Here is a 24,034-nt window from a genome sequence, read left to right as displayed (position 1 = left end):
GGATGCGGCAGTGCGCTGGGGGGCGGTGTGCCGCAAAGGGGGAGGTTCGGGGGACGTCTCCGGCGGCGGTGCCTGCGCGGGGTCCGGGGGGACGCCTGGCGGCGGGGCCTGCTCGGGTGTCCGGGGGATGTAACCGATCCGGCCGGGCCTGCATTCCGGGGGGGGTCTCGAGGGCCGGGGATGCGGTTGCCTTGCCTAGTGCCCGGTAATGTAACCCGCCCGGCGACGCCCGCATTCCTCGGCCTGACCGACCCGGTGGCCCGCGTTGTCGGGCGTCCCGTGCGGGAGCGCCGGTGGTTATGCCATGTACAACGCCCCGGCCCCGTCGCCGATTCCGCCACCGGGGTGGCCCCGACCACGGGACCCCGCAGGTCAGACCGGATATCCGGTGACAGGCCGGCTCACCCGTCAGACGGCACGAGCCGAGCCGGTGACCGCCTGGAAGCGCCCTCATGATCTCCGAACACTCCTCGTCACAGCCGCCCCACGGATACGCTGCGCACCGAGTCGGACAAACGGGGGCAAAATGCAAAGGCTGTTCTGTACCAGACCTCGGCGGCGGACCCTGGCCGCCGTCGCCGCGATCGGGATGCTGCTCGTCAGCGGCTCGGTGGCGCCACCGTCGTACCGGCCGGACAACCGGCTGGTCGCCGTCTCAGGTGTGGGCCCGGTCAACCCGGTAGCGCCGGCGCTCAGCTTCGGGGTGATGACCGAGGGCGACGTGAGCGCGATCAGCGCCGAGAACGAGGGCACCATGGCCGTCGGGGGGAACCTCACCTTCGGCACCTACCAGCTCGCCAACAACAGCGTCGGCTCCTTCGTCGCGCCCGGGGACACCCGCCCTACCGCCCTGGTCGTGGGCGGGCGGGTCGACTTCGCCGGCAGCGTCCCCGGCTCCCGGCTCCAGGTCCTCTCCGGCGGGTACGCCAAGGTCGGTGACCTGACCGGCACCTTCGTCCGGGACACCGACAACAACGGCGCGCAGGTGAACACCCGCATCCTGCCGACGAACGACTACGACGCCACGCCCCGGGTCGAACTGACCACCCGGCAGGCGCCGAGCAGCGTCGGCCCCACCTCCCCAATCAACTTCGAGGCCGCCTTCGCCGACTTCCGCAGCACCTCCACCGGCCTGGCGACCTGCGACAACACCGTGGTGCTGCGGACCCCCAACGGTGACGTGCTGCCCCGGCCGATCCCGCCGGGCAGCAACGCCGTGGTGACGCTCGCCCCCGGCGTGACGAACGTGCTGAACATCAGCGCCACCGACCTCGGCAACATCGAGACGTTGACCTTCGCCAGCCGGCCCACCGCCAGCACCCCGCTGCTGATCAACGTGGACACCACCGGTGTCGGCAACGACTTCGCCTGGACCGCGCCGAACTTCTCCGGCATCGGCGGCGAGGAGGCCCGCTACATCCTGATCAACTTCCCGACCGCCACCCGGATCACCCTCACCCCTGCCGCCCGTACCATCGAGGGCAGCATCTACGCCCCGAACGCCGACCTGATCGACCTGTCGGCGAGCAACACCGAGGGCAGCATCATCACCCGGACCCTCGACCACCGCGGCGGCGAGATCCACTACTTCCCGTTCAGCACCACCCTCGCCTGCGACGGCGCCACCCAGGCCAGCATCGCCGTGGTGAAGTCCTCGACCACCGTCACCGTCGACACCGTCGGCCAGCAGGTGCCGTACACGTACCAGGTGGTCAACACCGGTACGGTGCCGCTCACCGACGTCGCCGTCACCGACGTCCGCACCCCGCCGTCGTCCGGTGGCGACCTCGGCCCGGTCAGCTGCCCGGTGACCACCCTGGATCCCGGCGCGTCCACCTCCTGCACGGCCACGTACACGGTCACCCAGTCGGACCTGGACAACGGCGCGGTCAGCGACACGGCCACCGCCCGGGGCACCCCGCCCGGCACCACCAGCCCCGTCCTCTCCGACCCCAGCTCGCTCACCATCCCGGTCGCCGGCGTCGAGGCGTCGATCGCGGTGACCAAGTCGTCGACGACGACCGGCATCAGCGCGGTCGGGCAGCAGGTGCCGTACCGGTTCCTGGTGGTGAACACCGGCGGGTTGACGTTGACGCAGGTGGCGGTGACGGACGTGCAGACGCCGCCGTCGTCGAACGCGAACCTGGGGCCGATCACCTGCCCGGTGACCACGCTCGTGCCCGGGGCGGCGACCACCTGCACCGCCACCTACACGGTCACCCAGGCCGACCTGGACAACGGCGGGGTCACCGACACGGCCACCGCCCGGGGCACCCCGCCGGGCAGCACCACCCCCGTCACCTCGCCACCGTCGACGCTCACCATCCCCGACTCGGGGATCGAGGCGTCCATCGCGGTGACCAAGTCGTCGACGACGACCGGCATCAGCGCGGTCGGGCAGCAGGTGCCGTACCGGATCCTGGTGGTGAACACCGGCGGGTTGACGTTGACGCAGGTGGCGGTGACCGATGTACAGACGCCGCCGTCGTCGAACGCGAACCTGGGGCCGATCACCTGCCCGGTGACCACGCTCGCCCCGGGGGAGTCCACCACCTGCACCGCCACGTACACCGTCACCCAGGCCGACCTGGACAACGACGGCGTGACCGACACCGCGACCGCGCGCGGCACCCCGCCGGGCAGCACCACCCCCGTGCAGTCGCCGCCGTCGACGCTGACCATCCCGCAGGCCGGGGTGACCGCCTCGATCGCGGTGACCAAGTCGTCGACGACGACCGGCATCAGCGCGGTCGGGCAGCAGGTGCCGTACCGGTTCCTGGTGGTGAACACCGGCGGGTTGACGTTGACGCAGGTGGCGGTGACCGATGTACAGACGCCGCCGTCGTCGAACGCGAACCTGGGGCCGATCACCTGCCCGGTGACCACGCTCGCCCCGGGGGAGTCCACCACCTGCACCGCCACGTACACCGTCACCCAGGCCGACCTCGACGCCGGGGTGCTCGCCGACACCGCCACCGCTCGGGGCACGCCGCCGGGCGGTGGCGACCCGGTGGTCTCGCCGCCGTCGTCCCTGACCGTCACCGGCGAGCCGACACCCGCCATCGCGGTGGTCAAGCACTCGCCGACCACCACCATCGACGCCGTGGGCCAGCAGGTGCCGTACCGGTTCCTGGTCACCAACACCGGCAACCAGACGCTGTCCGACGTGACGGTCGTCGACACCCAGACGCCGCCCTCGTCGAACGCGAACCTGGGGCCGATCACCTGCCCGGTGACCACGCTCGCCCCGGGGGAGTCCACCACCTGCACCGCCACCTACACCGTCACCCAGGCCGACCTCGACAACGACGGCGTCACCGACACCGCGGTCGCCCGGGGCACGCCGCCGCGCACCACCACACCGGTCGAGTCCGCCCCGTCGGCACTGACCATCCCGGCCGAGGACGTGGTGGCCGGCATCGCCGTGGTCAAGCACTCCACCACCACGACCATCGACGCCGTGGGACAGCAAGTGCCGTACGAGTTCCTGGTCACCAACACCGGCGGGCGCACCCTGACGGACGTGACCGTCGTCGACACCCAGACGCCGCCCTCGTCGAATGCGAACCTGGGACCGGTCACCTGTCCGGTGACGACCCTGACGCCCGGGGAGTCCACCACCTGCACCGCCACGTACACGGTCAGCCAGGCGGACCTGGACAACGGCGCGGTCAGCGACACGGCGATCGCCCGAGGCACCCCGCCCGGCGCCACCACGCCGGTCGAGTCCCCGCCGTCCTCGCTGACCATCCCGGCCACCGAGGTGGGCGCGTCGATCGCCGTCGTCAAGGCGTCCACCACCGTCACCATCAACGCGGTCGGGCAGCAGGTGCCGTACGACTTCCACGTGGTCAACACCGGTGGGCTCACCCTGACGGACGTGACCGTCGTCGACACCCAGACCCCGCCGTCGTCGAACGTCAACCTCGGCCCGGTCAGCTGCGCGGCCACGACCCTGGCCCCGGGCGCCTCGACGAGTTGCACGGCGACCTACACGGTGACCCAGGCCGACCTGGACAACGGCGGAGTCAGCGACACGGCGGTCGCCCGGGGCACCGCGCCGGGCGCCACCGCGCCGGTGGAGTCCTCGCCGTCGTCGCTCACCATTCCCGACGCCGACATCGAGGCGGCCGTCCAGGTGGTCAAGGCCTCCACCACCACCGGCATCACCGAGGTGGGGCAGCAGGTCCGGTACCGGTACCTGGTGGTCAACACCGGTGGACTCACCCTGACCGGGGTTACGGTGAACGACACCCTGCTCTTCCCGGCGGACCGGGCCTTCCTGTCACCGATCGTGTGCGGCCCCGACGACATCCCGAACGGGCAGGTCACCCTCGCCCCCGGTGAGTCGATCGAGTGCCGGGCCACGTACACGGTCTCGCCGGCCGACTACGCGCAGGCGTCCCTGCTCGACGTGGCCACTGCCACCGGCACCCCGCCGTTCGGCCCGCGGCCGGTGTCCCCGCCGTCGCCGCTGGACCTGCCGGTGCTCAAGCCGTCGATCGGCCTGACCAAGTCGGTGAGTCCGCAGGTGGTGTCCCGCCCCGATGACACCGTCACCTACCGGTACGTGGTCACCAACACCGGCAACACCACGCTGACCTCCGTGACGGTCGACGAGACCAGCTTCTCGGGCACCGGGCCGTCGCCCGCGATCAGCTGCGGCGACGTGCCGAACGGGGAGGTATCCCTCGACCCGGGCCAGAGCGTCACCTGCACCGCCACCTACGCGGTGACCAAGGCGGACCTGAAGGCAGGCCGGATCACCAACACCGCCGTCGCCACCGGCACTCCGCCGGACGTGCCGGGCGCGCCGCCGCTGGACCCGGTCCGCTCCGAACCGGCCTCGGCCACGGTCACCGCCACCCGGGACGCGGCGATCACGGTGGTCAAGTCCTCGCCGGTCCACAAGGCGCACCGGGCGGGCGAACGGGTGCCGTACCAATTCCTGGTGAGCAACGTCGGGGCCGTCGCGCTGACCGGGGTCACCGTCACCGACACCCTGGTCGCGCCCGCCGACCCGGCGAACCTCGGCCCGATCACCTGCGGGCCGGACCGGGCCCCGAACGGATCGGTGACGCTGGCCGCCGGCGCGTCGGTGACCTGCCAGGCGGTCTACACCGTCAGCAGGGCCGACGTGCGCCACGGGTCGATCACCAACACCGCGACGGCGACCGGCACCCCGCCGGCGGGGCCGGCCCCGGTCTCGCCCGAGTCGCGGCTGACCATCCCGGTCAAGGGCGGCAAGCTGCCGGTGACCGGCGATGTGTTCCCCGTACCGGTGCTCGCGGGCGCGGCCGTGGTGGCCCTGCTGCTCGGGGTGGCGCTGGTGCTCCTCACCCGCCGTCGCCGCACCGGCGACCCGGCCTGACCGGACGGCCCGGCCGGGCCGGCGGTGACGCCGGCCCGGCCGGGATCGGCCCACTCCGACCGACGCGGATCGGCACTCCTGCTGGGCCGATCCGATCGCCAGGATCGACGGTACGCACACCGATCCTGGAAGGACCGACGATGACGACGGCCGACATGTGGTTCGACCCGCGCTGCCCGTGGGCGTGGAACGCCTCCCGCTGGCTGCTGGAGGTGGAGCGGGTCCGCCCGGTGCGGGTCCGCTTCCACGTGATGAGCCTCAGCGTGCTCAACGACGGCCGCGACGACCTCGAACAGTGGTACCGGGAGTGGCTGGAGCCGGGCATGGGCCCGGTCCGGGTCGCCGTCGCGGCGGAGCAGAAGGCCGGCAACGAGGTGCTGCGCGACCTCTACACCGCCCTGGGCACCCGGATCCACCACGACCGCGCCCCGATCGGGCGGGAGCTCTACGAGGCGGCGCTGCGCGAGGTGGGGCTCCCCGTCGACCTGGCCGACGCGGCCGAGCAGACCGGGTACGACGAGGCGCTGCTCGCCAGCCACCACGCGGGCCTGGACCCGGTCGGCGAGGACCTGGGCACCCCGACCATCCACGTCACCGACCCGGCCGGGCGGCACACCGCGTTCTTCGGGCCGGTGGTGGCCCCGATCCCGCGCGGCGAGGACGCCGGCCGGCTCTGGGACGGCGTGGTGCTGGTCGCCGGCACCGACGGCTTCTTCGAACTCAAGCGCGCCCGCACCCGACCGCCGATCGAGCGCTGAGCCGCGCAGCCCGCCGACCGCGCCACGCCGTTCAGCCCGCCGACCGTTCGCCGCCGCCGAACGTGGCGGCGAACGGACCGCGGTTCGTCGCGTCCGGCACCGCGAAGACCACCAGGTCGAACGCGCCCGCGTACCGGCCGTCCGGGCCGAGCAGATCGGCGAAGGCGGCTGCCACCTGCGCGGGGTCGTTGCGGAACACGCCGCAGCCCCACGCCCCGAGGACCAGCCGCCGGTGCCCGTGCGCCAGCGCCACGCCGAGCACCCGCGCCGCCCGCCGGCGCAGCGCCCCGGCCAGGTCGGCCGGCTGACGCAGCGCCCCGGCGTTCGGCGCCGCCGCGGTCAGGAAGGCCACCCGGTACGGCTCGACCAGCTGCCCCGCGTCGTCGCGGAACACCGGCACGTCGGGGGAGTGCACGACCCGGTCGGTGTAGAGCGGGTCGCGCAGCGTCCGGTGGTGCTCGTGGAACTGCGGGGCCGTGCGCAGGCTCGCGACCAGCGCGGACGACCGGGCGAGGCTCTCCTCCTGGGCCTGCGCGCCGGTGGCGTACCCGCCGCCGGGGTGCTTCGCCGAGGCGAAGTTCAGGCAGGCGACCGGGTCGGCGCCGGTGGCGGCGAGCCGTCGGGCGGCGGCGAGGGTGGTCTCGTCGGTCACCTGCACCGTGGACGCCCCGACCGGGCCGGGCTCGGGCAGCGGCTCGTCGGGCAGGTGCAGGGTGGCGGCGGGCACCGGGCCGTACCGGCCCTCGGCGACCAGGCGGTCGGTCTCGGCGGCCAGCGCCGCCCGCTGGGTGCGGTTCACCGGGCCATCATGCCGACCCGAGACGATCCTGTCCGCCGGCTTTTCTCCCCGGCCCGGCATCTGCCTGGTGTCGGCCCCGTCCGCGACCCGGCGTCGGCCTGTCCCGGCCCGCCGCCACCGCCCGGCGCCGCAGGCCGCCGCGCCCACCGGCCCGGGCGGCGTGCAGTCACCGCCGCGCCCGGCGACGTCGATGCCGACTCAGGCCGGCTCGACCGGGAGCGGCACCGGACGCTTCGCCACCCGGTCGTCGCCGGAGGACCGCCCCCGCAGGTGCCGCCCCAGCCAGGGCAGCAGGTGCCGGCGGGTCCAGGCCAGCTCGGCGCGGAGCACCTCGTGGCCGCGCCGCCGGGGCAGGACATCCAACGGGCGGGTCCACGAGTCGTCGTGCCCGGGCAGTCCGGCGGTGTACGCCAGCGCCGCGGCGATCCGCTGGTGGCCGGCGCTGTTGGCGTGCAGGCGATCGTCGCTCCACAGTCGAGGGTCGGAGGCGACCGGGTGTGCGGCGAAGTCCACCAGGGTGGCGCCGGTGTCGGCGGTGACCCGGCGCAGCGCCGCGTTGAGGGCGACGATCCGGCCGCGCAGTGGACGGGCCAGCGGCATCACCGGCACCGGGTCGGGCAGCGTGAACGTCAGCACGGTCGTGCCCTGGCCGACCAGGGCCCGCTGCATGGTCCCGACGTCGGCGGCGATCCGCGCGGCGTCGAAGGAGGGACGCAGCACGTCGTTCATGCCGGCGACCACCGTGCACAGGTCGGGGGCGAGGTCGAGGGCCGACGGCAACTGCTCGGCGAGGATCCGGGCGGTGGTGCGGCCCCGGATCGCCAGGTTCGCGTACTCCAGGCCGCCCTGGGCGCGGGCGACGGCCTCGGCGAACCGGTCGGCCCAGCCACGGTAGCCGCCGGCGCCGTCCGGATCGTCCAGTCCCTCGGTGGTGCTGTCACCGATCGCCACGTACCGCCGCCACATCACGACCGCCAGCTTAGGGCGTCCGTCGACGTGCCCGGTGGGCCCGCGGCGGGCGACGGCCGGGCCGCCGGGCGGATAGCGTACGCCGGATGAGCCCCACCCGACGCCTGCTCGACCCCGGCCAGGTACGCCGCTACGTCGCCGCCTCGCTCGGCGCGGCCGTCCGGGTGACCGACTGCGGACCGCTGACCGGGGGCGGCTTCGCCGCCGTCTGGTGGGTGACCCTCGACGACGGGCGCACCGTGGTGCTCAAGGTCGGACCACCGCCGCAGGTGCCGCTGCTGCGCTACGAGCGAGGACTGATCGCCGCCGAGGCACGTTACCTGCGGCTCGTCGCCGAGCGGGCGCCCGGCGTACCGGTCCCGCCACTGCTGCACCACGGCAGCGACGCCGACCTCGGCGACTGGCTGCTCGTCGGTCACCTGTCCGGCCGTACCCTGGCCGACCTCGCCGCGGACGGGGTGCCCGCCGAGTCGGTCCGGGCGGAACTCGGCGCGGCGCTGGCCACGCTGCACCGGGTCACCGGCGACCGGTACGGCTACGACGACGGCCGGGCGTCCGGGCCGACCTGGCGGGCGGCGTTCACCGCGATGCTGGACGACCTGCTCGCCGACGCGGTCGACTGGGCGGTGCCGCTGCCCGTGCCCGCGTCCCGGCTGCGGGAACTGGTCGACCGGCACGCCGGTGTGCTCGACGCGGTACGCCGTCCGGCGCTGCTGCACTTCGACGGCTGGGCCGGCAACGTCCTCGCCGACGCCGGCCCGGACGGCGCGTACCGGCTCACCGGCCTGGTCGACGGTGAGCGTCACCTGTGGGGCGACCCGGTGATGGACCTGGTCTCACCGCTGCTCGGGCGCCGGACCGAGGACGAGCCGGACGACGCCTTCCTGCGCGGCTACCGGACGGCCGGCCCTGCGGTCGGGCTGGACGACGACGGGGCGCGCCGCCGCTGCGGCCTCTACCGGCTCCACCTCTACCTGCTGATGACCGTCGAGATGCCCAGCCGCGGCATCACCGTCGGATCGGATCCGGGCCGGGTCGCCTGGCTCGCCGCTCAGCTCGCCCGGGAACTGGCCGACCTCGACCGGCCGTGACGGGGTGCTAGAGCCAACCGGAGCGGCGGAACAGCCGGTGCAGGGTGATGGCGGCGGTCGCCATCACCAGCAGCGCGGCCGGGTAGCCGTACGTCCACTTCAGCTCGGGCATGTGCGCGAAGTTCATCCCGTACACCCCGGCCACGGCGGTCTGGGTGGCGGCGATCGCCGCCCAGGCCGCGATCTTGCGCATGTCGTTGTTCTGCTCGACGGCGAGCTGGGCGAGGCGGGACTGCAGGACCGAGTTGAGCAGCTCGTCGTACGCGGCGACCCGGTCGACCGCCCGGGCCAGCCGCCCCTCGACGTCGACGAACCAGCGGCGCAGCCCGGGCGGCGGCCCACCGTCACGGACGGCGACCAGCGCGCGGATCGGCTCGGCCAGCGGCAGCACCGCCCGCTTGAACTCCACCAGCTCCCGCTTGAGCTGGTAGACGTGCTGGATGTCGGGGGAGCGGTCCGGGGCGAAGACGCTCTCCTCCACCCGTTCCAGGTCGTGCTCCAGGTGGGCGGCGACCTCCAGGTACAGGTCCACCATCCGGTCGGTCACCGCGTACGCCACCGCCCACGGCCCCTGGGCCAGCACCGACGGGCGGCGTTGGAGCTCCTCGCGGACCGTGGCCAACGCGCCGGAGGCGCCGTGCCGGACGGTCACCACGAACCGGTCGCCGAGGAAGACCATGACGTCCCCGGTGTCGACCACCTCCGAGGTGGCGGTCAGTTCGCTGTGCTCGACGTACCCGGCGGTACGCGCCACCAGCAGCGTCACGTCGCCGTGCCGCTGCACGGTGGGGCGGTGCCCGTCGGTGAGGGCCTGGGCCACGAGGAGCTCGTCGAGGCCGAAGACCTCGCCCACCTGGGCCATCACCGCCGGGTCCGGGTCGTGCAGGCCGAGCCAGACGAAGGTGCCGCGGCCCCGGCGGGAGCGGGCGTGGGCGTCGGCGTAGTGCGGGCGTCCCGGTTCCCGACGGCCGTGCGCGTAGACCGCGCAGTCGACCACGGCGTCCGGGTTGGACCGTCGGGCGGCCGGGGCGTCCACCCCCTCGTCGAGTCGGAGCAGCCGCCCGACCAGCGATCCCAGCCGGGGGACCAGCCGTGCCGCCACCGCTCGCCGTCGCACCCGGTCCACCTCCGCCTCGCCCTGCCGAGGGCCCACCGTAGTACGGCGGCGCCGCAGCCGGCCGCGGGGTGGATCAGGACACGGCGGTGGCGCGGACCACGATGTTGTCGGAGTAGTCGCGGGAGCGTTCGTCGAAGCGCCCGCCGCAGGTCACCAGCCGCAGCGCCGCGCCGGGCCCGCCCGGGCCGTAGACCATCGCGGTGGGGAAGTTCCGTTTCGGGTACGCCCCGACGCCGTCCACGACGAAGGTCACCACCCGGCCGTCGCCGCGGGTGACCAGGACGGTGTCCCCGGGGCGCAGCCGGCCCAGCTCGAAGAAGACCGCCGGCCCGTCGCGGGTGTCGACGTGTCCGACGACGACGGCGTTGCCGGCCTCGCCGGGGCTCGCGCCCGGCAGGTACCAGCCGGCCACGGCGGGCTGGTCCAGCGGCGGCACCTCCAGGGTGCCGTTCGGGTCGCCGGCGACCGGGACGAGTTCGGCGCGTACGCCGATCGCGGGGATCTCGATGCGCCGTGGCTCCGAGCGGGGCAGCACGGGTCCCGGGGAGCTGCCGCGGTCCGTGCCGCGGGCGTCCGCGCCGGGCTGCGGCGGAGCCGCCGGGGTCGCGGTCAGCCCCACGGCGATCAGGGCGATCCCGGCCGTGGCGGCCACGGTCGTCGCGGCCACCGCCGCCCGGGTACGGGTGAAACGGGTCATCGCCGCGCCTCCCCGATGGCGATGTGGTCCGGGTGCCCTCGCCGTCTGCGGCGCGGGCACCCGTCCCGAGGGATGGTTCGTGTGGTGTCTGCGGTCAGGCGACGGTGGCCGCCCGGCGTCGACGGCGCACCAGGACGGTCGCCCCGATCGCGGCGGCTCCGGCCAGCGCGCCCCCCGCGGCGAGCAGGCCGGCAGGGGCGCCGTCGCCGCCACCACCACCGGCGGGCGCCCCGCCGATCGGGGTGACGGTGAACGTGGCGGTGCCGGCGGAGCTGCCGTCACCGCAGGTGGCGGTCACCGTGTAGGTGCCGAGGGTGAAGCCGGCGGTGAAGAGTTCGGCGCTCAGCCCGCCGCCGGCCGCGGCGGTGGTCGAGCGGACGTTCTGGTCCCGGTTCGGCCCGGTGACGCGGAAGATCGCATCTCCGGCCTTCGGATTGCAGCCCGTCGCGGTGAGCACCACCGTGCCGCCGACCGGCGTCGTGGACGGGGACACCGTGGTCTGCGCGAGCGCGGCGGCGGGCAGGGCGAGCATGCCGAGTCCCACGCCGAGCGCTGCCGATACGAGAACTCTCTGTGCCTTCATACGCGTCTTCCCTCACTTTTCGTCCGCTGTCTGCGTGGGACGTCGTTCGGGTGGCCAACTCCGTAACTAGCACCGGTGTGGCCAACACTAGGAGGGTTGGGCCCCGAGGTCGGCCAAAATGAGAAATCCTCGTTGCCGTCACGTGTTTTCTGTCTGGCCGGGAGCTGCGGAAATGCCCGGCCAGGAACGCACACACCACCCGTCGGGCTGCTCCGGGGCGTGCCCCCTCGTCCGGTTCGGCCGGTCTGCGGCCGTCCGGGGCGGTCGTATCCGTGCGCGAGGTCCGGCCCGGATCGCCGGAAATCGTCGGCGGACCGGTGCCCGCAGTCGTGGCCGGGGACGAGTCGGCGGGAAAGGGACGAGTGCCTGCTCCAGGCAGGACGGTGCGGGCAGGGCCGAACCGGGGCAGGACCGGGCTCCGGCGGGGAAGACCACCCTCGCCGACGAGTTGGCCGAGGCGGTGCGGGGTCGCACCGATCGGCAGGTGGTCCGGGTCGGCATCGACCACTTCAAGCGACTCGTCGCGCGGCGCACCGCGTACCCGCAGGACTCGCCGGAGAGCTACTACCTCGACTCCTGGGACCACACCGCGATCCGCGACCTGCTGCTGCGGCCCCTCGGCCCCGGCGGCGACCGACGCTACCGCGACGCGGTCGCAGACCTGCCGGCACGCGCTGCCGTCGACGGGCCGTGGCACGTCGCGGCGGACAACGCGGTGCTGCTCGCCGACGGGGTGTTCCTCCAGCGCCCGGAGCTGGATCCGTGGTGGGACCTGCGGATCTGGGTCGACATCGGGTTCGACGAGGTGTTGCGGCGCGGGATCGCCCGGGACCAGCGGTGGATGGGGTCCGCGGCGGAGGCGGAGCGCCGCTACCGGACGAGGCAACCATTCGGCTGCTTGTCCACCACAGGCAGCCGCCTGGTTGCCTGTCCACCCGCGCGCCTGACCGGCGTAGTCGGGCAGCTAGCCTCCTAGGATGCACTAGGGGCGGTGACGTCACCCATGCCGTCGGCACGGCCTTCAGCCTCGCGAAGAGGGGGACTTGACCGGGCGTCGGCGCGAGAGCGCCGGCCGTGCGGTGGCTACCGTGGGACGCGGCGCCAGAACTGGCGTGGGGCGTATCCGTCGCGGCGCAGCCAGTGTTCGGTGTAGACGATCCGCTCCACCTCGACGACGACCAGCGGGCCGGTCGGCGGATCGTCCAACGACCGGGACCGTTCCACGTGGTCGGACTGCCAACGCACGGCGGGCCAGTGGTGGTCGAAGTCGGCGTCGCCCGGGTGCCGCACCCCGGCCCGGCCGAACAGTTGCGCGCCCCGGCTGCTGGCCTGCCCGACCAGCGGGGCGAAGATCCCGACCGAGACGCGCGGGTCGGCGGCGATGTTGCGCATCTTCGGCGAGTCGGCGGCGGCGGTGAACATGACCGTGAAGTCGAGGTGGAAGTAGCGCACCGGGGTGGCGAGTGGACCGTGCGGCCCGGCGGTGGCGAGGACGCACATGTTCTGCGACGACAGCAGGTTCAGGATGCGCTCTTCGAGGCGGTCGCGGTCGAGGCGGGCGGTGGGGGCGGGGCCGGCGAGCCAGGGGTTGGTGACGGGCATGCCAGATCCTCCCATCGTCGCCGCCGCGTCGTCAGACCCGCTCGTACACCGAGACGTGCTGGCGGCTGGCGGCGGTGAACGGGCTGCGGTCCCAGTCGTTCCACCGCTCCCGCAGCCGCATGCCGCCGAGGCGGGCCATCAGGTCCAACTCGGCCGGCCAGCAGTAGCGCAGCCGCAGCGGCCGCAGCGTCGTACCCTGCGCGTCGAAGGTCACCCGCTGGTAGGTGACCGCCTGCGCCGCCGGGTCGTGCTGGAGGAACTCCATCTGCACCGAGTCCTCGGTGATCCGGCGGGTGGCGACCCGCTGGTCGCGGTCGAAGTCGCGCAGGTCCTGGACGAACGCCTCGACGACGAACAGCCCGCCGGGGGCGAGGACCCGGCCGACCCCGGTGAACAGGTCCACCTGCCGATCCTGGTCGGGCAGGTTGAACAGGGTGTTGAAGACCAGATAGGCGAGGTGGAAGGGGCCGTCCACGTCGACATCGGCCATGTCGCCGGCGACGACGGGGATGTCCTCGCCGCCCGGCTTGGCCCGCATCCGCTCCAGCATCGCCGGCGAACCCTCGATCCCCTCCACGGCGACACCGCGCCGGGCGAGCGGCACGGCGACCCGGCCGGTGCCGATCGCCAGCTCCAGGACCCGCCCACCGGCGGGGACGAGAGCGGCCAGGAACTCGACGGCGGGGGCGGGATCGGGATTGTCCCGCACGTCGTACTCGTGGGCGTACCGGTCGAAGAAGGCCGGGTCGTTCAGTCCGCTCATACCGTGCAGCCAAGCATCGACGAGGCTGAGCAGGCCACCGGTTTACCGCCGCCGGGCCTGCAGGGTGTACGTCTGCGCCAGCCGCCAGGGCCGGTCGGTCAACCGCCACTCGCCGTGGGCGTCCTTCACCTGCCGGCCGGGCAACGCGTCCCAGGGAGCGCTGTCGTGCTCGACCAGCATGGTCAGCTCCAGGCCGGCGTCGAGCAGCGCCGTCACCACCTCGCCGAGGCCGTGGTTCCACTCGTGGGTGGTGTTGTGCCGGAACGTCACGTCGGTGTCGACGTACGTGCCGGGCTCGTCCCACACCGTCGGCTCGGGGCGCTCGAAGTACGGGTGGTCGACCACCAGCAGCCCGTCCGGGCGGGCGTCGTCCAACGCCCACAGCATCGGGTGCCCCTCGCGCAGGAAGAGCCGCCCGCCGGGGCGCAGCAACGCGGCGACGACCCGCGCCCAGCGGCGGACGTCGGGCAGCCAGCACAGTGCCCCGACACCGGTGTAGACCAGGTCGAAGCCGCCCGGGTCGAGCACGCCGGCGGCGTCGTACACGTCGGCCTGGACGAAGTCGACGGCGGCGTCGGCCCGCTCGGCCAGGGCGCGGGCCTCGGCCAGCGACGCGCCGGAGAAGTCCAGCCCGGTCATCCGCGCCCCGAGCCGGTGCAGCGAGACGGTGTCGGTGCCGATGTGGCACTGCAGGTGCACGCCGCGCAGCCCGGCCACGTCGCCGAGGCGCGGCAGGTCGAAGCGGACCACCTCGCTGAGGTACGCCGGGTCGGCGGCGAAGCGTCGCACCGCGTAGTCGGAGGAGGCGGCGTGGGCGGGGGCGCGCTCGTCCCAGTTGGCCCGGTTGAGGTCGCGGTAGTCGGTCACCGGCAGACCGTGCCACACGGTGAGGTGGGCGTACAACGGCGATTCGGCTGTCCGGATAACGCCTCGGGCGGGGCGGGTCGGCGCTGGTAGGTTGCCTGGCCGTGACGGGGGAGAGACTGGACGGGCGGTTCGCCAGGTTGTGGGCGGCGAGCACCCTGTCGGCGTTGGGCAGCGGCATGGCCACGGTCGCCGCGCCGCTGTACGTGGCGGCGCGCACCGACGACCCGCTGGTGGTGTCGGTGGCCGCCGGGGTGGCGTGGCTGCCCTGGCTGCTGTTCGCGTTGCCCGGCGGGGTGCTCGCCGACCGGGTGGACCGCCGTCGGTTGATGGTGGTCATCGACGTGGTGCGGGTGCTCGCCCTCGCCGTGCTGGCCGGCGCGATGCTCACCGGCCGGGCCGGGGTGCCGCTGCTCTACGCGGTGCTGTTCCTGCTCAACAGCGGTGAGATCGTGTTCCGGGCGGCGAGTCAGGCGATGCTGCCGGCGGTGGTGCCCCGGGCGCGGCTGGAGCGGGCCAACGGTTGGCTGGGCGGTGGGACCACGCTGGCCAACGGGATGCTGGCCGGCCCGCTCGGCGGGTTCCTCTTCGTGGTCGCCGAGAGCATCCCGTTCGCGGTCAACGCCGGCACCTACGCGCTGAGCGCCGTCCTCGTCGCGCTGGTCGCCGGGTCGTACCGGGGGGTCGCCGACGCCGACCGCCCGGCGACCCGGTCGGTGCGCGCGGAGATCGTCGAAGGGTTCCGTTTCCTGGCGGGGCAGCGGTTGCTGCGCACCATGGCGGTGCTGATCGGGTTGCTCAACCTCACCCTCACCGCGGCCATGGCGGTGCTGGTCCTGCTGGCCACCGACCGCCTGGGCCTGGACTCGGTCGGCTACGGACTGCTCTTCACTTGCATGTCGGTCGGTGGGCTGCTCGGCGCGAGTGTCGGCGACCGCCTGGTCGCCCGGGTGAGCGCGACCTGGACGGTGCGGGTCGGCCTGCTCGTCGAGGCCGGCCTGCACCTGGCCCTGGCCGCCTCGACCAGCGCCTGGTTGATCGGTGCCGCGCTGTTCGCCTTCGGGGTGCACGGGGCGCTGTGGGGCATCGTGTTCAGCTCGCTGCGGCAGCGGCTGACCCCGTCGGCGTTGCAGGGCCGGGTGAGCGCGACGACGCTGTTCGTCGCCGCGGGTGGCAACTGCGCCGGGGCGCTGCTCGGCGGGGTGGTGGCCGGCGCGTTCGGGTTGACCGCGCCGTACTGGGTGGGGTTCGTCGTGGCGGTGGCGGTGTCGGCCGCGACCTGGCGGGTGTTCGACCGGGCCACGGTCGCCGCCGCGTACGCCGACCCGCCGGCCCGGCAGCCGGTCATGAGCTGACCGGCAGCACCACCCCTTCGGCGGCGGAGCGGTGCGCCAGTTCGATCAGCTCGACGGTGGCGACGGCGTCGGCCGGGTCGACCGGCAGCGGGCCGCCGTCGCGCAGCGCCGTCGCGAGCTGGGCGTAGAAGTCCTGGTAGCGGCCGGGTTCGGTGGGCAGCGGGCGCAGCTCGCCGTCGACGCCGAGGTGGCCGTGGCGCTCGGGTGGGACCTCGCCCCAGCCGGGCGTGTCCGGCCGGCCTCCGGCGCGCAGCGCCTCCTCCTGCACGTCCAGCCCGTAGGTGGTGTACGCGGCGCGGTCGCCGAGGATGCGCATCCGGGGGCCGAGCTGCGCGGCGACCGCGCTCATCCACAGGTGGGAGCGGACCCCGCCGGTGTGGGTGAGCGCCACGAACGCGTCGTCGTCGACGAGCGCGCCGGGCCGGCGTCGGTCCACCTCGGCGTACACGGTGCGCACCGGCCCGAACAGCTGTACCGCCTGGTCGATCAGGTGGGCGCCGAGGTCGTAGAGGGCGCCGCCGGCCTCGCCGGGGGCGGCGCTCTCCCGCCAGCCCGCCTTGATCGCCGGTCGCCAGCGTTCGAAGCGGGACTCGAAGCGGGTGACGCGGCCCAGCTCGCCACTGGCGACGAGTCGTCGGGCGGTGCGGAAGTCGCCGTCCCAGCGGCGGTTCTGGAAGACGGTCAGCGGGACGCCTCGCCGGTGCGCCTCGTCGACCAGCGCCCGGCCCTCGGCGGCGGTGGCGGCGAGCGGCTTGTCGACCACGACCGGCAGGCCGGCGTCGATCGCGGCCCGGGCCATCGGCAGGTGCTGCCGGTTCGGCGTGGCCACCACGACCAGGTCCAGTGCCAGTGGGGTACGCCAGAGCAGGTCGGCGTCGTCGACCAGGCGGGCGTCGGGGTGCTCCCGGCGGACCTGCTCGCGGCGGTCCGGGTCGGTGGTGACCACGGCGTGCAGCCGCAGCCCCGGGGTGGCGGCGATCAGCGGGGCGTGGAACACCCGGCCGGCGATCCCGTACCCCAGCAGCCCCACCCGCAGCGCGTCGCTCATCGTGCCCCCTCCGCCGGTCCGACTTCCGAACCTACGCCCCGGGCGGGGCGCGGGCCGGTGCGGTCAGCCGGGAGTCGGGTCGGTCACCCAGCCGGCGACGAGCACCAGGCCGGTGCCGCGGTGCACGGCGAGGAACCCGAACGGGCGGTCGACATCGAGGCGGAGGACCCGCTTGGGCACGGTGTGCCGGGGCGGCGCGGAGCCGGCCCGCGCGGCGACGGCGGTGACCGCGGCGGCGCGGAACCCGGTGGCGGAGAACTCGGCCCGTACGGTCTGCCGGGCCTGGTCGACGCTGAGCTGTGGGGAGATGCCCGGGAAGTGGTCGCCGTCGCCGGTGGCGGCGGCCAGCCCGAACAGGTCGGGCCGGCGCAGCAGGTCGTGGTCGGCGTCGACGGCGAAGGCGACGGTGGCGACGCGCAGTTCGGGGCGGTCGTCGAACGCCTCGACGGTCTGTTCGGTGACGCCGGGTCCGGCGGGCTGCGGCAGGGTCGGGCCGCCGGTCAGCGCGCCGATCGCGGCCGGCAGGACGGCCGGCGCCGGGCGGCCGGGCTCGCCGAGGGCCAGCACCACGTCGACGTCGGCGTCGCCGGGCACGGTCAGCAGGCTGACCGCTCCGGCCTCGGTCCGTGCCACCCGCAGCGCGGTCAGGTCGCCGTCGCTGCGGCGCAGGGTGGCCAGCCGGCGGCCCTGCCAGGGGCCCTGCCGGGGCTGCGACCAGCCCTCGCCGAACGGGGTGGTCCAGTCGGTGCGCACCGACAGTGCGGCGGCCAGCACCAGCGCCGTGCCGCGGTCGACGCGCACCGGCATCCGGTCGACCAGCCCGTCGGTGCGGGTGGCCGCCCAGTGGTCCAGGACGGGTTGGTCGACCGTCGGGTCGCCGGTCAGCTCGCCGCGCATCGAGGCGGGCACGTCGCGCCGCCACGCCTCGCCCAGCGGCAGCCCACGGCGGGACCAGAAGCCGACGGCGAGCCGGGTGGTGGGGGAGCCGTCGAGGCCGAGGTCGCCGAGGTCGGGGGCGACGGCCCGTAGTTCGTCGCGGGCGGGACCGGCCGCGTGCCGGGCGAGCAGGGCGAGCAGCGGGTACGCGCCCGCGCCGGAGAGCACGCTCTGCCGGTCGTCCAGGTGCGACGTCCAGCGGGCGGTGAGGGCGTTGGCGTGTCGGACGCTCATGCCGCCGCACCGTACCGGCCCGGGGCGACCGCCGTGGGGGCCGCGCCCGGCGGGGCAGGCAGGTGTGACAGCGTGGGCGGGTGGAGAACGTCGACCTGGCCCTCGTCGGTGGCGGTGGCGCCGGTTCCCTGGTGCTCGCCGCGCTGGACCGGCACGACCTGCGCGGGCTGCGCGTCGCCGTGCTCGACCCGGTGCGCAAGCGGGGCCAGGACCGCACCTGGGCGTTCTGGGGCGCCCCGGACGCGGACCTGGAGCCGATGCTCAGCGCCAGTTGGCGGCGGGTGGAGGTGACCACGACGGCCCGGCGGCGGGTGCTCGACCTCGCCCCGCTGCGGTACGCGATGCTGCGCTCCGGCCCGCTGTACGAGCGCGCCGCCGAGGCGGAGCGGCGGCTCGGCGCCACCCGGATCGACGCGGCGGTCGACGCGCTCGACGACGACGGCGCCGGGGTGACCGTCCGCGACGGCGACGGTGCGGCGCTGCTGCGGGCCCGTTGGGTCCTCGACTCCAGCCCCCGGCCGCCCCGTCGATCCGGCCGCACGAGCTGGTTGCAGCACTTCCGTGGCTGGTGGCTGGAGTCCGCCACGCCGGTGTTCGACCCGGACCGGGCGGTGCTGATGGACTTCCGCACCCCGCAGCCGGCCCGGGGGGTCTCCTTCGGCTACGTGCTGCCGGTCAGCGACCGGTACGCCCTGGTCGAGTACACCGAGTTCTCCCCGGCGCCGATCGACGACGCGGCGTACGACGCGGCGCTGCGCGGCTACGCCGCGCTGCTCGGGCTCGACCTGGGCGCGTTGACCGTACGGGAGGTGGAGGACGGGGTGATCCCGATGACCGACGCGCCGTTCGAGCGCCGGCCGTCGGCCCGGGTGGTCCGCCTCGGCACCGCCGGTGGGGCCACCCGCCCGTCGACCGGGTTCACCTTCTCCGCGATGCGCCGGCAGGCCGAGCAGGTGGCCCGGGCGGTGGCGGCCGGCCGGGCCCCGGTGCCCCGACCGGCGTACCCGGGTCGTCACCTGTGGATGGACGCGGTCGCGCTGCGGGCGTTGGACCGTCGGGCGGTCGGCGGCCCGGAGTTCTTCGACCGGCTCTTCGACCGCAACCCGCCGCAGCGGGTGCTGCGGTTCCTCGACGGCGCCACCGGCGTCGCCGAGGACCTGGCGGTGATGCGGTCCAGCCCGCTGCTGCCGATGACCTCGGCGGTGCTCGGTGACGCCGCCGGCCGGCTGCGTGCCCGGTTGACGCCGGCGTCGGGGTCCCGGGACCGCCGCCGCGCGGACGCCTAGCCTCCGGTCGTCGCCGAGCCGGGCTCAGCCGGCGCGCACCGCGTCGCGGATCAGCCTGCGCAGCCCTTCCATCGGGTCGCCGTCGTTCGCGCCGAGCCGGTTGCGCGTGGCCGCCACCGCCAGCCCCAGCTCCGGGTACGCGTAGGCGAGGCTGCCGCCGCTGCCGGCGGTGCCGAACGCCCCGTCGTCGTCGACGGCGTAGCCGAGGCCGAACGCCGTCGGGGCGCCGAACACCCATTCGGTGCCGTGTGCCGCCACCGTGGACACCGCGTGCAGCCGCTCGGCGGAGATCAGGCGCACCCCGTCGACCGTGCCGATCAGTGCCGCGTACGTGCGGGCGGCGGCGCGGGCGGTGAGGGTGCCGACCGCCGGGACGTCCGCCCGCAGGACGTCGGGCCGGCTGCCGATCGTCGCGTCCGGGCGGACGGCGGGCGGCGCGACCCGGTCGAGGTTCGGCAGGTGCGCGCCGGCGACGTCGAGCATCGCGGACAGGCCGGCGTCCTCCAGCCGGGCCAGCCGGTCCAGGTCCGCCTCGGGCACCCCGAAGAAGAGCTCACCGGCGACCCCGAGGGGCGCGGCGACCTCCTCGGCGAGCACCTGGGAGATGCGGCGTCCGGTGACCCGGCGGACCACCTCGCCGACCAGCCAGCCGAACGTCCACGCGTGGTACGCGATCCGCGCGCCGGGCGTCCAGAGCGGGACGGCGTCGGCGATCAGGGCGCACATCCGGTCCCAGTCGGTGAAGTCCTCCGGCGTCACGTCGGCCGGCAGGGTGGGCAGCCCGGCGGTGTGGGTGAGCAGGTGCCGCAGCGTGACGCCGTCCTTGCCGTGGCGGGCGAACTCCGGCCACACGTCCGCCACCCGCAGGTCGTAGTCGAGTGCGCCGCGCTCGGCGAGCACGTGCACCACGGTGGCGGTGAGCCCCTTGGCGGTGGAGACGCCGAAGATCGGCGTGTCGGCGGTCATCGGGCGTCCGGTGACCCGGTCGGCGACGCCGGCCACCTCGTCGAGGATCGGCTCGCCCCGCAGGTACGCCGCGACCTGCACCCCGGTCTCCCGGCCGCTGCCGACGAGGTCGTCGAGGGTCGCGCGCACCTCGGCGCGTAGTCCGTCCGGTCCATCGGTCATGGACGCCGACTCTGCCAGAGCCCGCCGCCGGCACGCCGCCGGTTTTCGCCCGGCGGAGAGCCGGGCGCGACGCGCCGCCGGAGCGACCGCGCGCCGGTGGCGGCAGCGGGCACCGGTAGGTTCTGCGGCATGGCGCAGGCGGAGTGCGACAAGGTCGTGGAGATCTGGACCGACGGGGCGTGCAGCGGCAACCCCGGTCCGGGAGGCTGGGGCGTCGTGCTGCGCTACGGCGGCCACGAGCGGGAGCTGTGCGGCGGTGAGGCGACCCCGACCACGAACAACCGGATGGAGCTGACCGCCGCGATCGAGGCGTTGGAGACGCTGACCCGGCCGGTCACCGTCCGGCTGCACACCGACAGCACGTACGTGCGCAACGGCATCACCAGCTGGCTGGCCTCGTGGAAGCGCAACGGCTGGCGGACGGCGGCGAAGCAGCCGGTGAAGAACGCCGACCTGTGGCAGCGGCTGGAGGCGGCCTGCGCCCGGCACGACGTGACCTGGCTGTGGGTGAAGGGGCACAACGGCCACCCGGAGAACGAGCGGGCCGACGCGCTGGCCAACCGGGGGATGGCCGAGGCGCGGGCCGCCCTCAGCGTGCCAGCAGCCGCCCGCGCAGGGCGGTGACCAGGGCGTCGTCCACCCCGAGCCGGTCGCGGGCGTAGCCGCGCACCGAGCCGTGCGTGGCGGTCAGGTCGGCCAGGAACAGCCGGATGACGTCGGCCGGCGCGCGGCCGTACCAGGGCCAGCGCAGCGTGCGCCCCGGGTGGGCGGCCCGCCAGTCGGCGACCAGCCGGTCGGTGGCCGCCTCGGTGAGCGCGAAGTCCTCGGCGATCTGCTCCTCGTCGACGTCGAGCAGGGCCAGCAGCAGGGCGGCGAGCAGGCCGGTGCGGTCCTTGCCGGACGCGCAGTGGAACACCAGCGGCCCGTCGGCGGCGGCGATCGTCTCCAGCGCCTGGCGCAGCTCGCCGGCCCCGTCGACGGCGACCTCGGCGTACCGGTCGGCGAGGTACCGCCACGGGTCCGCGTCCGGGTCGATCTCGGCCTGATCGTAGGGGCGGTGCTCGACGCTGAGGTTGTGCCAGCTCAGGTCGGGCAGCTGCGGCGCCCGGCCGCGCGCGGCGATCTCCGACGGGTAGCGCAGGTCGATCACGGTGCGTACGCCGAGCGCCCGGAACCGGTCGAGGTCGGCCCCGGTCAGCTTGTGCAGCGAGTCGGACCGGTACAGCAGCCCCCACTGCACCGTGCGCCCGTCACCGGCCCGCCAGCCGCCGAGGTCCCGGAAGTTGTGTAACCGGTCGAACGGGATCTGCCTGCCCACCCGCCGCACCCTACCGATCCGCCGTCGGCGGCGTGGTCCCACGACGCCGGACACGGCGGTGATCACGGCGAGCCGTGGCACACGTCGGGCCCGGCCGGACGACGCCGACCGGGCCCACGCCTGTCGGGCCGGCTACACCTCGCTGGCGGGGTTGACCGCTTCCTCCTCGGACGGGTCACCCGCCCCGGTGACCGCGTCCACGTCGTACCCTGCCCGGCTGGTCTCCCGTGCCGACAGGTGCTCCTCGGCGGGCAGGTCCGCGAAGTCGTCGCCGGTGTCCTCGGTGCCGCGCAGGGAGTCGCCCGGCGGGCGCAGCGACGCCTCGTACGCCGAGGTGCCGTCCGGCTCGTCGGTGCTGGCCCGGTCGGTGCGCTGTTCGTCGGTCATGCCGACCTACCTGCCCGTCTGGTGGGCCGGCAAACACCTCACCGGCCGCGTCGGCCCGCCCCGGCGCGCCCGGGCGGGCGCGGTCGGTGCACGGGGGTGAGCGTCAGCCCCGACCAGTGCCCGGGGTGACGCAGCGCCGCCGGCAGCCGGGTGCCCCGGTCGCCGCGGGCCGCGTCGAGCTGGGACTGGTGCAGGAAGAGGGTGCCGCGCAGGTCCGCGCCGCGCAGGTCGGCCCCGCGCAGGTCCGCGCCGGTGACGTCGGCGGCCCGCAGGTCCGCGCCGCGCAGGTCCGCGCCGACCAGGCAGGCCCCGCGCAGGTTCGCCCCGATCAGGTACGCCCGGCGCAGGTCGGCGCCGAGCAGCATCGCCCCCCGGTGGTCGACGCCGTCGTGGCCGGCCCGGACCTGCTCGCTGGCCCGGGCGAGCAGCGGGTTGACCTGCCCCCGGTACGCGTCGACGTCCATCGCCCGCAGCTCGTCCGGGCTGCCGCTGGTGAGCTGCCGGGTCCGCCGCACGGCGTCGCGCAGTTCGTCGCGCAGCGGGCCGTCGGGGGTGAGCGTCACCGCCTCGGTGAGGTACCAGAGCAGCTCGTGCAGCGGTCGTACGGCGGTGAAGGTGGCGAACATCGCTGTCGCGGTCCTCGGGTCGTCGCGCCAGTCCTGTCCACCGAAGGTGCTCGTGACCTGCTGCCCGGCGCCGAAGCAGTCGAACACGGTGCAGCCGGGGAAGCCCCGCTCGCGCAGCTGGTCGTGGATGTCGCAGCGCGAGTCCGGGCGCAGGTTCGGGCACGGTTGCCCGGCGGGCTTGTCCAGGGCGAAGTCGGTGGAGGCGGCGAACGCCGGGGCGACGCAGCACAGCCCGACGCAGCGGGCGCAGTCGGCGCGCAGTTCCCCTTCCGGGGGTGTTCCGGACACGGTGAGCGGTCTCCCACGGTTTCGGCGTTTCCGGGCCGCCGGATCGGGCCCCGGCCCATTGTCCGTCCGGCGGCAGGCAGTGCCGGCGGCGGGGAGGGGCGGGACGCGGCGCCCGCTCCCCAGGAACGGGCGCCGCGCCGCTGCGGTCAGAAGTCGAACAGCGCGCCGGTGCCGCGCAGCATGAGGCACCGGTTGCCGTACGTCTCCGACCAGTTCACCGGCCGGTCCTGCCAGTACCCCCAGGCGTGGACCGTGACCGGTGCGTATTCGTAGGTGCAGGGCCCCTCGTCGAACTCCAGCGCGGCGAGGTCGCCGTCGACGCGGGCCACGGTACGGCAGGCGGTCGCCGCGTCGGGGTGGGTGCCGCCGGTCGGGCCGCACAGCAGCAGGGCCGTGCGCTGCTCGTCCTGCCGTTCGGTCTGCAACACCAGCACCGACGGGGTGTGCGGGCCGACCCGTGGGGCGGCCTCGGCCGGCCGGGGGAGCAGCATCGCCGCGGCGACGGCGAGGATGGCGGCCGTGACGACGGCGGCGGCGCGTCGGGCGAGGGACATGGTGACGTCCTTCCGGTTGCGGGGCCCCTGGTGGGGGCCGGTGGACGGCCGGGCCGTCGTGTGGCCGGGCCGGGGCAAACCCTAGGAGGACGGTGTGAACGCGAAGCGTCACGAGTTGTTACACCGCCTGTCTCCGTGAGGACGTCAGGTGTGACACGCTGCCCGGTTGGTCGTCCGTTCACCGGGCCGGCTGTCGCAAAGGTCTCCGGCCCGACCCATCGGTTGCGCCGGTGTTACCGGCGACCCGCGCCCGGCCCGCC

At 74.8% G+C, this 24,034-nt stretch carries 22 protein-coding genes and 1 pseudogene; 8 read left to right on the top strand and 15 right to left on the bottom strand.

Going from position 1 to position 24,034, the window contains the following annotated elements:
- Positions 1-526: 526 nt before the first annotated feature.
- The 3 genes and pseudogenes from ACPFP2_RS27570 to ACPFP2_RS27560 form a co-directional block, all read left to right on the top strand.
- A pseudogene (locus tag ACPFP2_RS27570) lies at positions 527-1,921 on the top strand (choice-of-anchor A family protein); the annotation flags it as partial.
- A 78-nt stretch (positions 1,922-1,999) separates the two neighbouring features.
- On the top strand, positions 2,000-5,371 hold the full coding sequence (locus ACPFP2_RS27565; RefSeq protein ID WP_424092821.1) for a DUF7507 domain-containing protein: 3,372 nt from the start codon (positions 2,000-2,002) through the stop codon (positions 5,369-5,371).
- Between the two features lie 140 nt (positions 5,372-5,511).
- Positions 5,512-6,129 (top strand): disulfide bond formation protein DsbA, encoded by a 618-nt coding sequence (locus ACPFP2_RS27560; RefSeq protein ID WP_424092816.1) that lies wholly within the window; start codon positions 5,512-5,514, stop codon positions 6,127-6,129.
- A gap of 31 nt (positions 6,130-6,160) precedes the next feature.
- Here ACPFP2_RS27560 and ACPFP2_RS27555 read toward each other — a convergent pair whose 3' ends face one another.
- Both ACPFP2_RS27555 and ACPFP2_RS27550 read right to left on the bottom strand, forming a co-directional pair.
- Positions 6,161-6,928: a TIGR02452 family protein gene (locus ACPFP2_RS27555; protein WP_424092814.1), complete on the bottom strand. Its 768-nt coding sequence runs from the start codon at positions 6,926-6,928 to the stop codon at positions 6,161-6,163.
- Positions 6,929-7,126: 198 nt separating this feature from the next.
- Complete coding sequence (locus ACPFP2_RS27550) at positions 7,127-7,894, bottom strand: SGNH/GDSL hydrolase family protein (protein WP_424092819.1); 768 nt, start codon at positions 7,892-7,894, stop codon at positions 7,127-7,129.
- An 89-nt stretch (positions 7,895-7,983) separates the two neighbouring features.
- On the opposite strand from ACPFP2_RS27550, the gene ACPFP2_RS27545 reads away from it, so the two are divergent.
- Entirely contained in the window at positions 7,984-8,988 is a 1,005-nt protein-coding gene (locus ACPFP2_RS27545) for a phosphotransferase (RefSeq protein WP_424092813.1), read from the top strand.
- Between the two features lie 7 nt (positions 8,989-8,995).
- Here ACPFP2_RS27545 and ACPFP2_RS27540 read toward each other — a convergent pair whose 3' ends face one another.
- The 3 genes from ACPFP2_RS27540 to ACPFP2_RS27530 form a co-directional block, all read right to left on the bottom strand.
- The gene (locus ACPFP2_RS27540; RefSeq protein ID WP_424092811.1) at positions 8,996-10,105 is read right to left on the bottom strand and encodes a magnesium and cobalt transport protein CorA; all 1,110 of its coding nucleotides are present in this window, start codon (positions 10,103-10,105) and stop codon (positions 8,996-8,998) included.
- 73 nt (positions 10,106-10,178) lie between these two features.
- Positions 10,179-10,802, bottom strand: coding sequence for a class F sortase (locus tag ACPFP2_RS27535; RefSeq protein ID WP_424092809.1), 624 nt, complete (start codon positions 10,800-10,802; stop codon positions 10,179-10,181).
- 94 nt (positions 10,803-10,896) lie between these two features.
- Complete coding sequence (locus tag ACPFP2_RS27530; RefSeq protein ID WP_424092807.1) at positions 10,897-11,385, bottom strand: hypothetical protein; 489 nt, start codon at positions 11,383-11,385, stop codon at positions 10,897-10,899.
- A gap of 448 nt (positions 11,386-11,833) precedes the next feature.
- Here ACPFP2_RS27530 and ACPFP2_RS27525 point away from each other — a divergent pair, with 448 nt between their 5' ends.
- Complete coding sequence (locus tag ACPFP2_RS27525; RefSeq protein ID WP_424092805.1) at positions 11,834-12,361, top strand: hypothetical protein; 528 nt, start codon at positions 11,834-11,836, stop codon at positions 12,359-12,361.
- Positions 12,362-12,468: 107 nt separating this feature from the next.
- Here ACPFP2_RS27525 and ACPFP2_RS27520 read toward each other — a convergent pair whose 3' ends face one another.
- From ACPFP2_RS27520 to ACPFP2_RS27510, 3 genes are read right to left on the bottom strand one after another with little or no spacing between them, the layout of a single operon-like run.
- Entirely contained in the window at positions 12,469-12,987 is a 519-nt protein-coding gene (locus ACPFP2_RS27520; RefSeq protein WP_424092803.1) for a pyridoxamine 5'-phosphate oxidase family protein, read from the bottom strand.
- A gap of 31 nt (positions 12,988-13,018) precedes the next feature.
- A complete protein-coding gene (locus tag ACPFP2_RS27515; protein WP_424092801.1) occupies positions 13,019-13,750 on the bottom strand; it encodes a class I SAM-dependent methyltransferase in 732 nt (243 codons plus the stop codon).
- 42 nt (positions 13,751-13,792) lie between these two features.
- Positions 13,793-14,617 carry a class I SAM-dependent methyltransferase gene (locus ACPFP2_RS27510; protein ID WP_424092799.1) on the bottom strand — a complete coding sequence of 275 codons (825 nt, stop codon included), beginning with the start codon at positions 14,615-14,617 and terminating at the stop codon, positions 13,793-13,795.
- Positions 14,618-14,718: 101 nt separating this feature from the next.
- Here ACPFP2_RS27510 and ACPFP2_RS27505 point away from each other — a divergent pair, with 101 nt between their 5' ends.
- A complete protein-coding gene (locus ACPFP2_RS27505) occupies positions 14,719-15,969 on the top strand; it encodes an MFS transporter (RefSeq protein WP_424092797.1) in 1,251 nt (416 codons plus the stop codon).
- Here ACPFP2_RS27505 and ACPFP2_RS27500 read toward each other — a convergent pair.
- The gene (locus tag ACPFP2_RS27500) at positions 15,959-17,017 is read right to left on the bottom strand and encodes a Gfo/Idh/MocA family protein (RefSeq protein ID WP_424092795.1); all 1,059 of its coding nucleotides are present in this window, start codon (positions 17,015-17,017) and stop codon (positions 15,959-15,961) included. The genes ACPFP2_RS27505 and ACPFP2_RS27500 overlap by 11 nt on opposite strands.
- A gap of 63 nt (positions 17,018-17,080) precedes the next feature.
- Entirely contained in the window at positions 17,081-18,187 is a 1,107-nt protein-coding gene (locus ACPFP2_RS27495) for a hypothetical protein (RefSeq protein ID WP_424092793.1), read from the bottom strand.
- A gap of 80 nt (positions 18,188-18,267) precedes the next feature.
- On the opposite strand from ACPFP2_RS27495, the gene ACPFP2_RS27490 reads away from it, so the two are divergent.
- Positions 18,268-19,473: a lycopene cyclase family protein gene (locus ACPFP2_RS27490; RefSeq protein ID WP_424092791.1), complete on the top strand. Its 1,206-nt coding sequence runs from the start codon at positions 18,268-18,270 to the stop codon at positions 19,471-19,473.
- Between the two features lie 24 nt (positions 19,474-19,497).
- On the opposite strand, the gene ACPFP2_RS27485 is transcribed toward ACPFP2_RS27490, so the two are convergent.
- Complete coding sequence (locus ACPFP2_RS27485) at positions 19,498-20,601, bottom strand: serine hydrolase domain-containing protein (RefSeq protein WP_424092789.1); 1,104 nt, start codon at positions 20,599-20,601, stop codon at positions 19,498-19,500.
- 129 nt (positions 20,602-20,730) lie between these two features.
- Here ACPFP2_RS27485 and rnhA point away from each other — a divergent pair, with 129 nt between their 5' ends.
- A complete protein-coding gene (rnhA, locus tag ACPFP2_RS27480; RefSeq protein ID WP_424092787.1) occupies positions 20,731-21,225 on the top strand; it encodes a ribonuclease HI in 495 nt (164 codons plus the stop codon).
- On the opposite strand, the gene ACPFP2_RS27475 is transcribed toward rnhA, so the two are convergent.
- From ACPFP2_RS27475 to ACPFP2_RS27460, 4 genes are all read right to left on the bottom strand, one after another.
- Positions 21,191-21,919 carry a tyrosine-protein phosphatase gene (locus tag ACPFP2_RS27475; protein ID WP_424092785.1) on the bottom strand — a complete coding sequence of 243 codons (729 nt, stop codon included), beginning with the start codon at positions 21,917-21,919 and terminating at the stop codon, positions 21,191-21,193. The genes rnhA and ACPFP2_RS27475 overlap by 35 nt on opposite strands.
- A gap of 132 nt (positions 21,920-22,051) precedes the next feature.
- Positions 22,052-22,306, bottom strand: a complete 255-nt coding sequence (locus ACPFP2_RS27470; RefSeq protein ID WP_424092783.1) for a hypothetical protein — start codon at positions 22,304-22,306, stop codon at positions 22,052-22,054.
- Positions 22,307-22,344: 38 nt separating this feature from the next.
- Positions 22,345-23,220, bottom strand: a complete 876-nt coding sequence (locus ACPFP2_RS27465; RefSeq protein ID WP_424092782.1) for a pentapeptide repeat-containing protein — start codon at positions 23,218-23,220, stop codon at positions 22,345-22,347.
- Between the two features lie 146 nt (positions 23,221-23,366).
- On the bottom strand, positions 23,367-23,774 hold the full coding sequence (locus ACPFP2_RS27460) for an SSI family serine proteinase inhibitor (RefSeq protein WP_424092780.1): 408 nt from the start codon (positions 23,772-23,774) through the stop codon (positions 23,367-23,369).
- Positions 23,775-24,034: the final 260 nt, after the last annotated feature.

Source organism: Micromonospora citrea (assembly GCF_049629545.1).
Taxonomy (GTDB): domain Bacteria; phylum Actinomycetota; class Actinomycetes; order Mycobacteriales; family Micromonosporaceae; genus Micromonospora; species Micromonospora citrea_A.
Note: the sequence above shows the minus strand (reverse complement) of the source record. Positions and strands in the feature narration are given on the sequence as shown.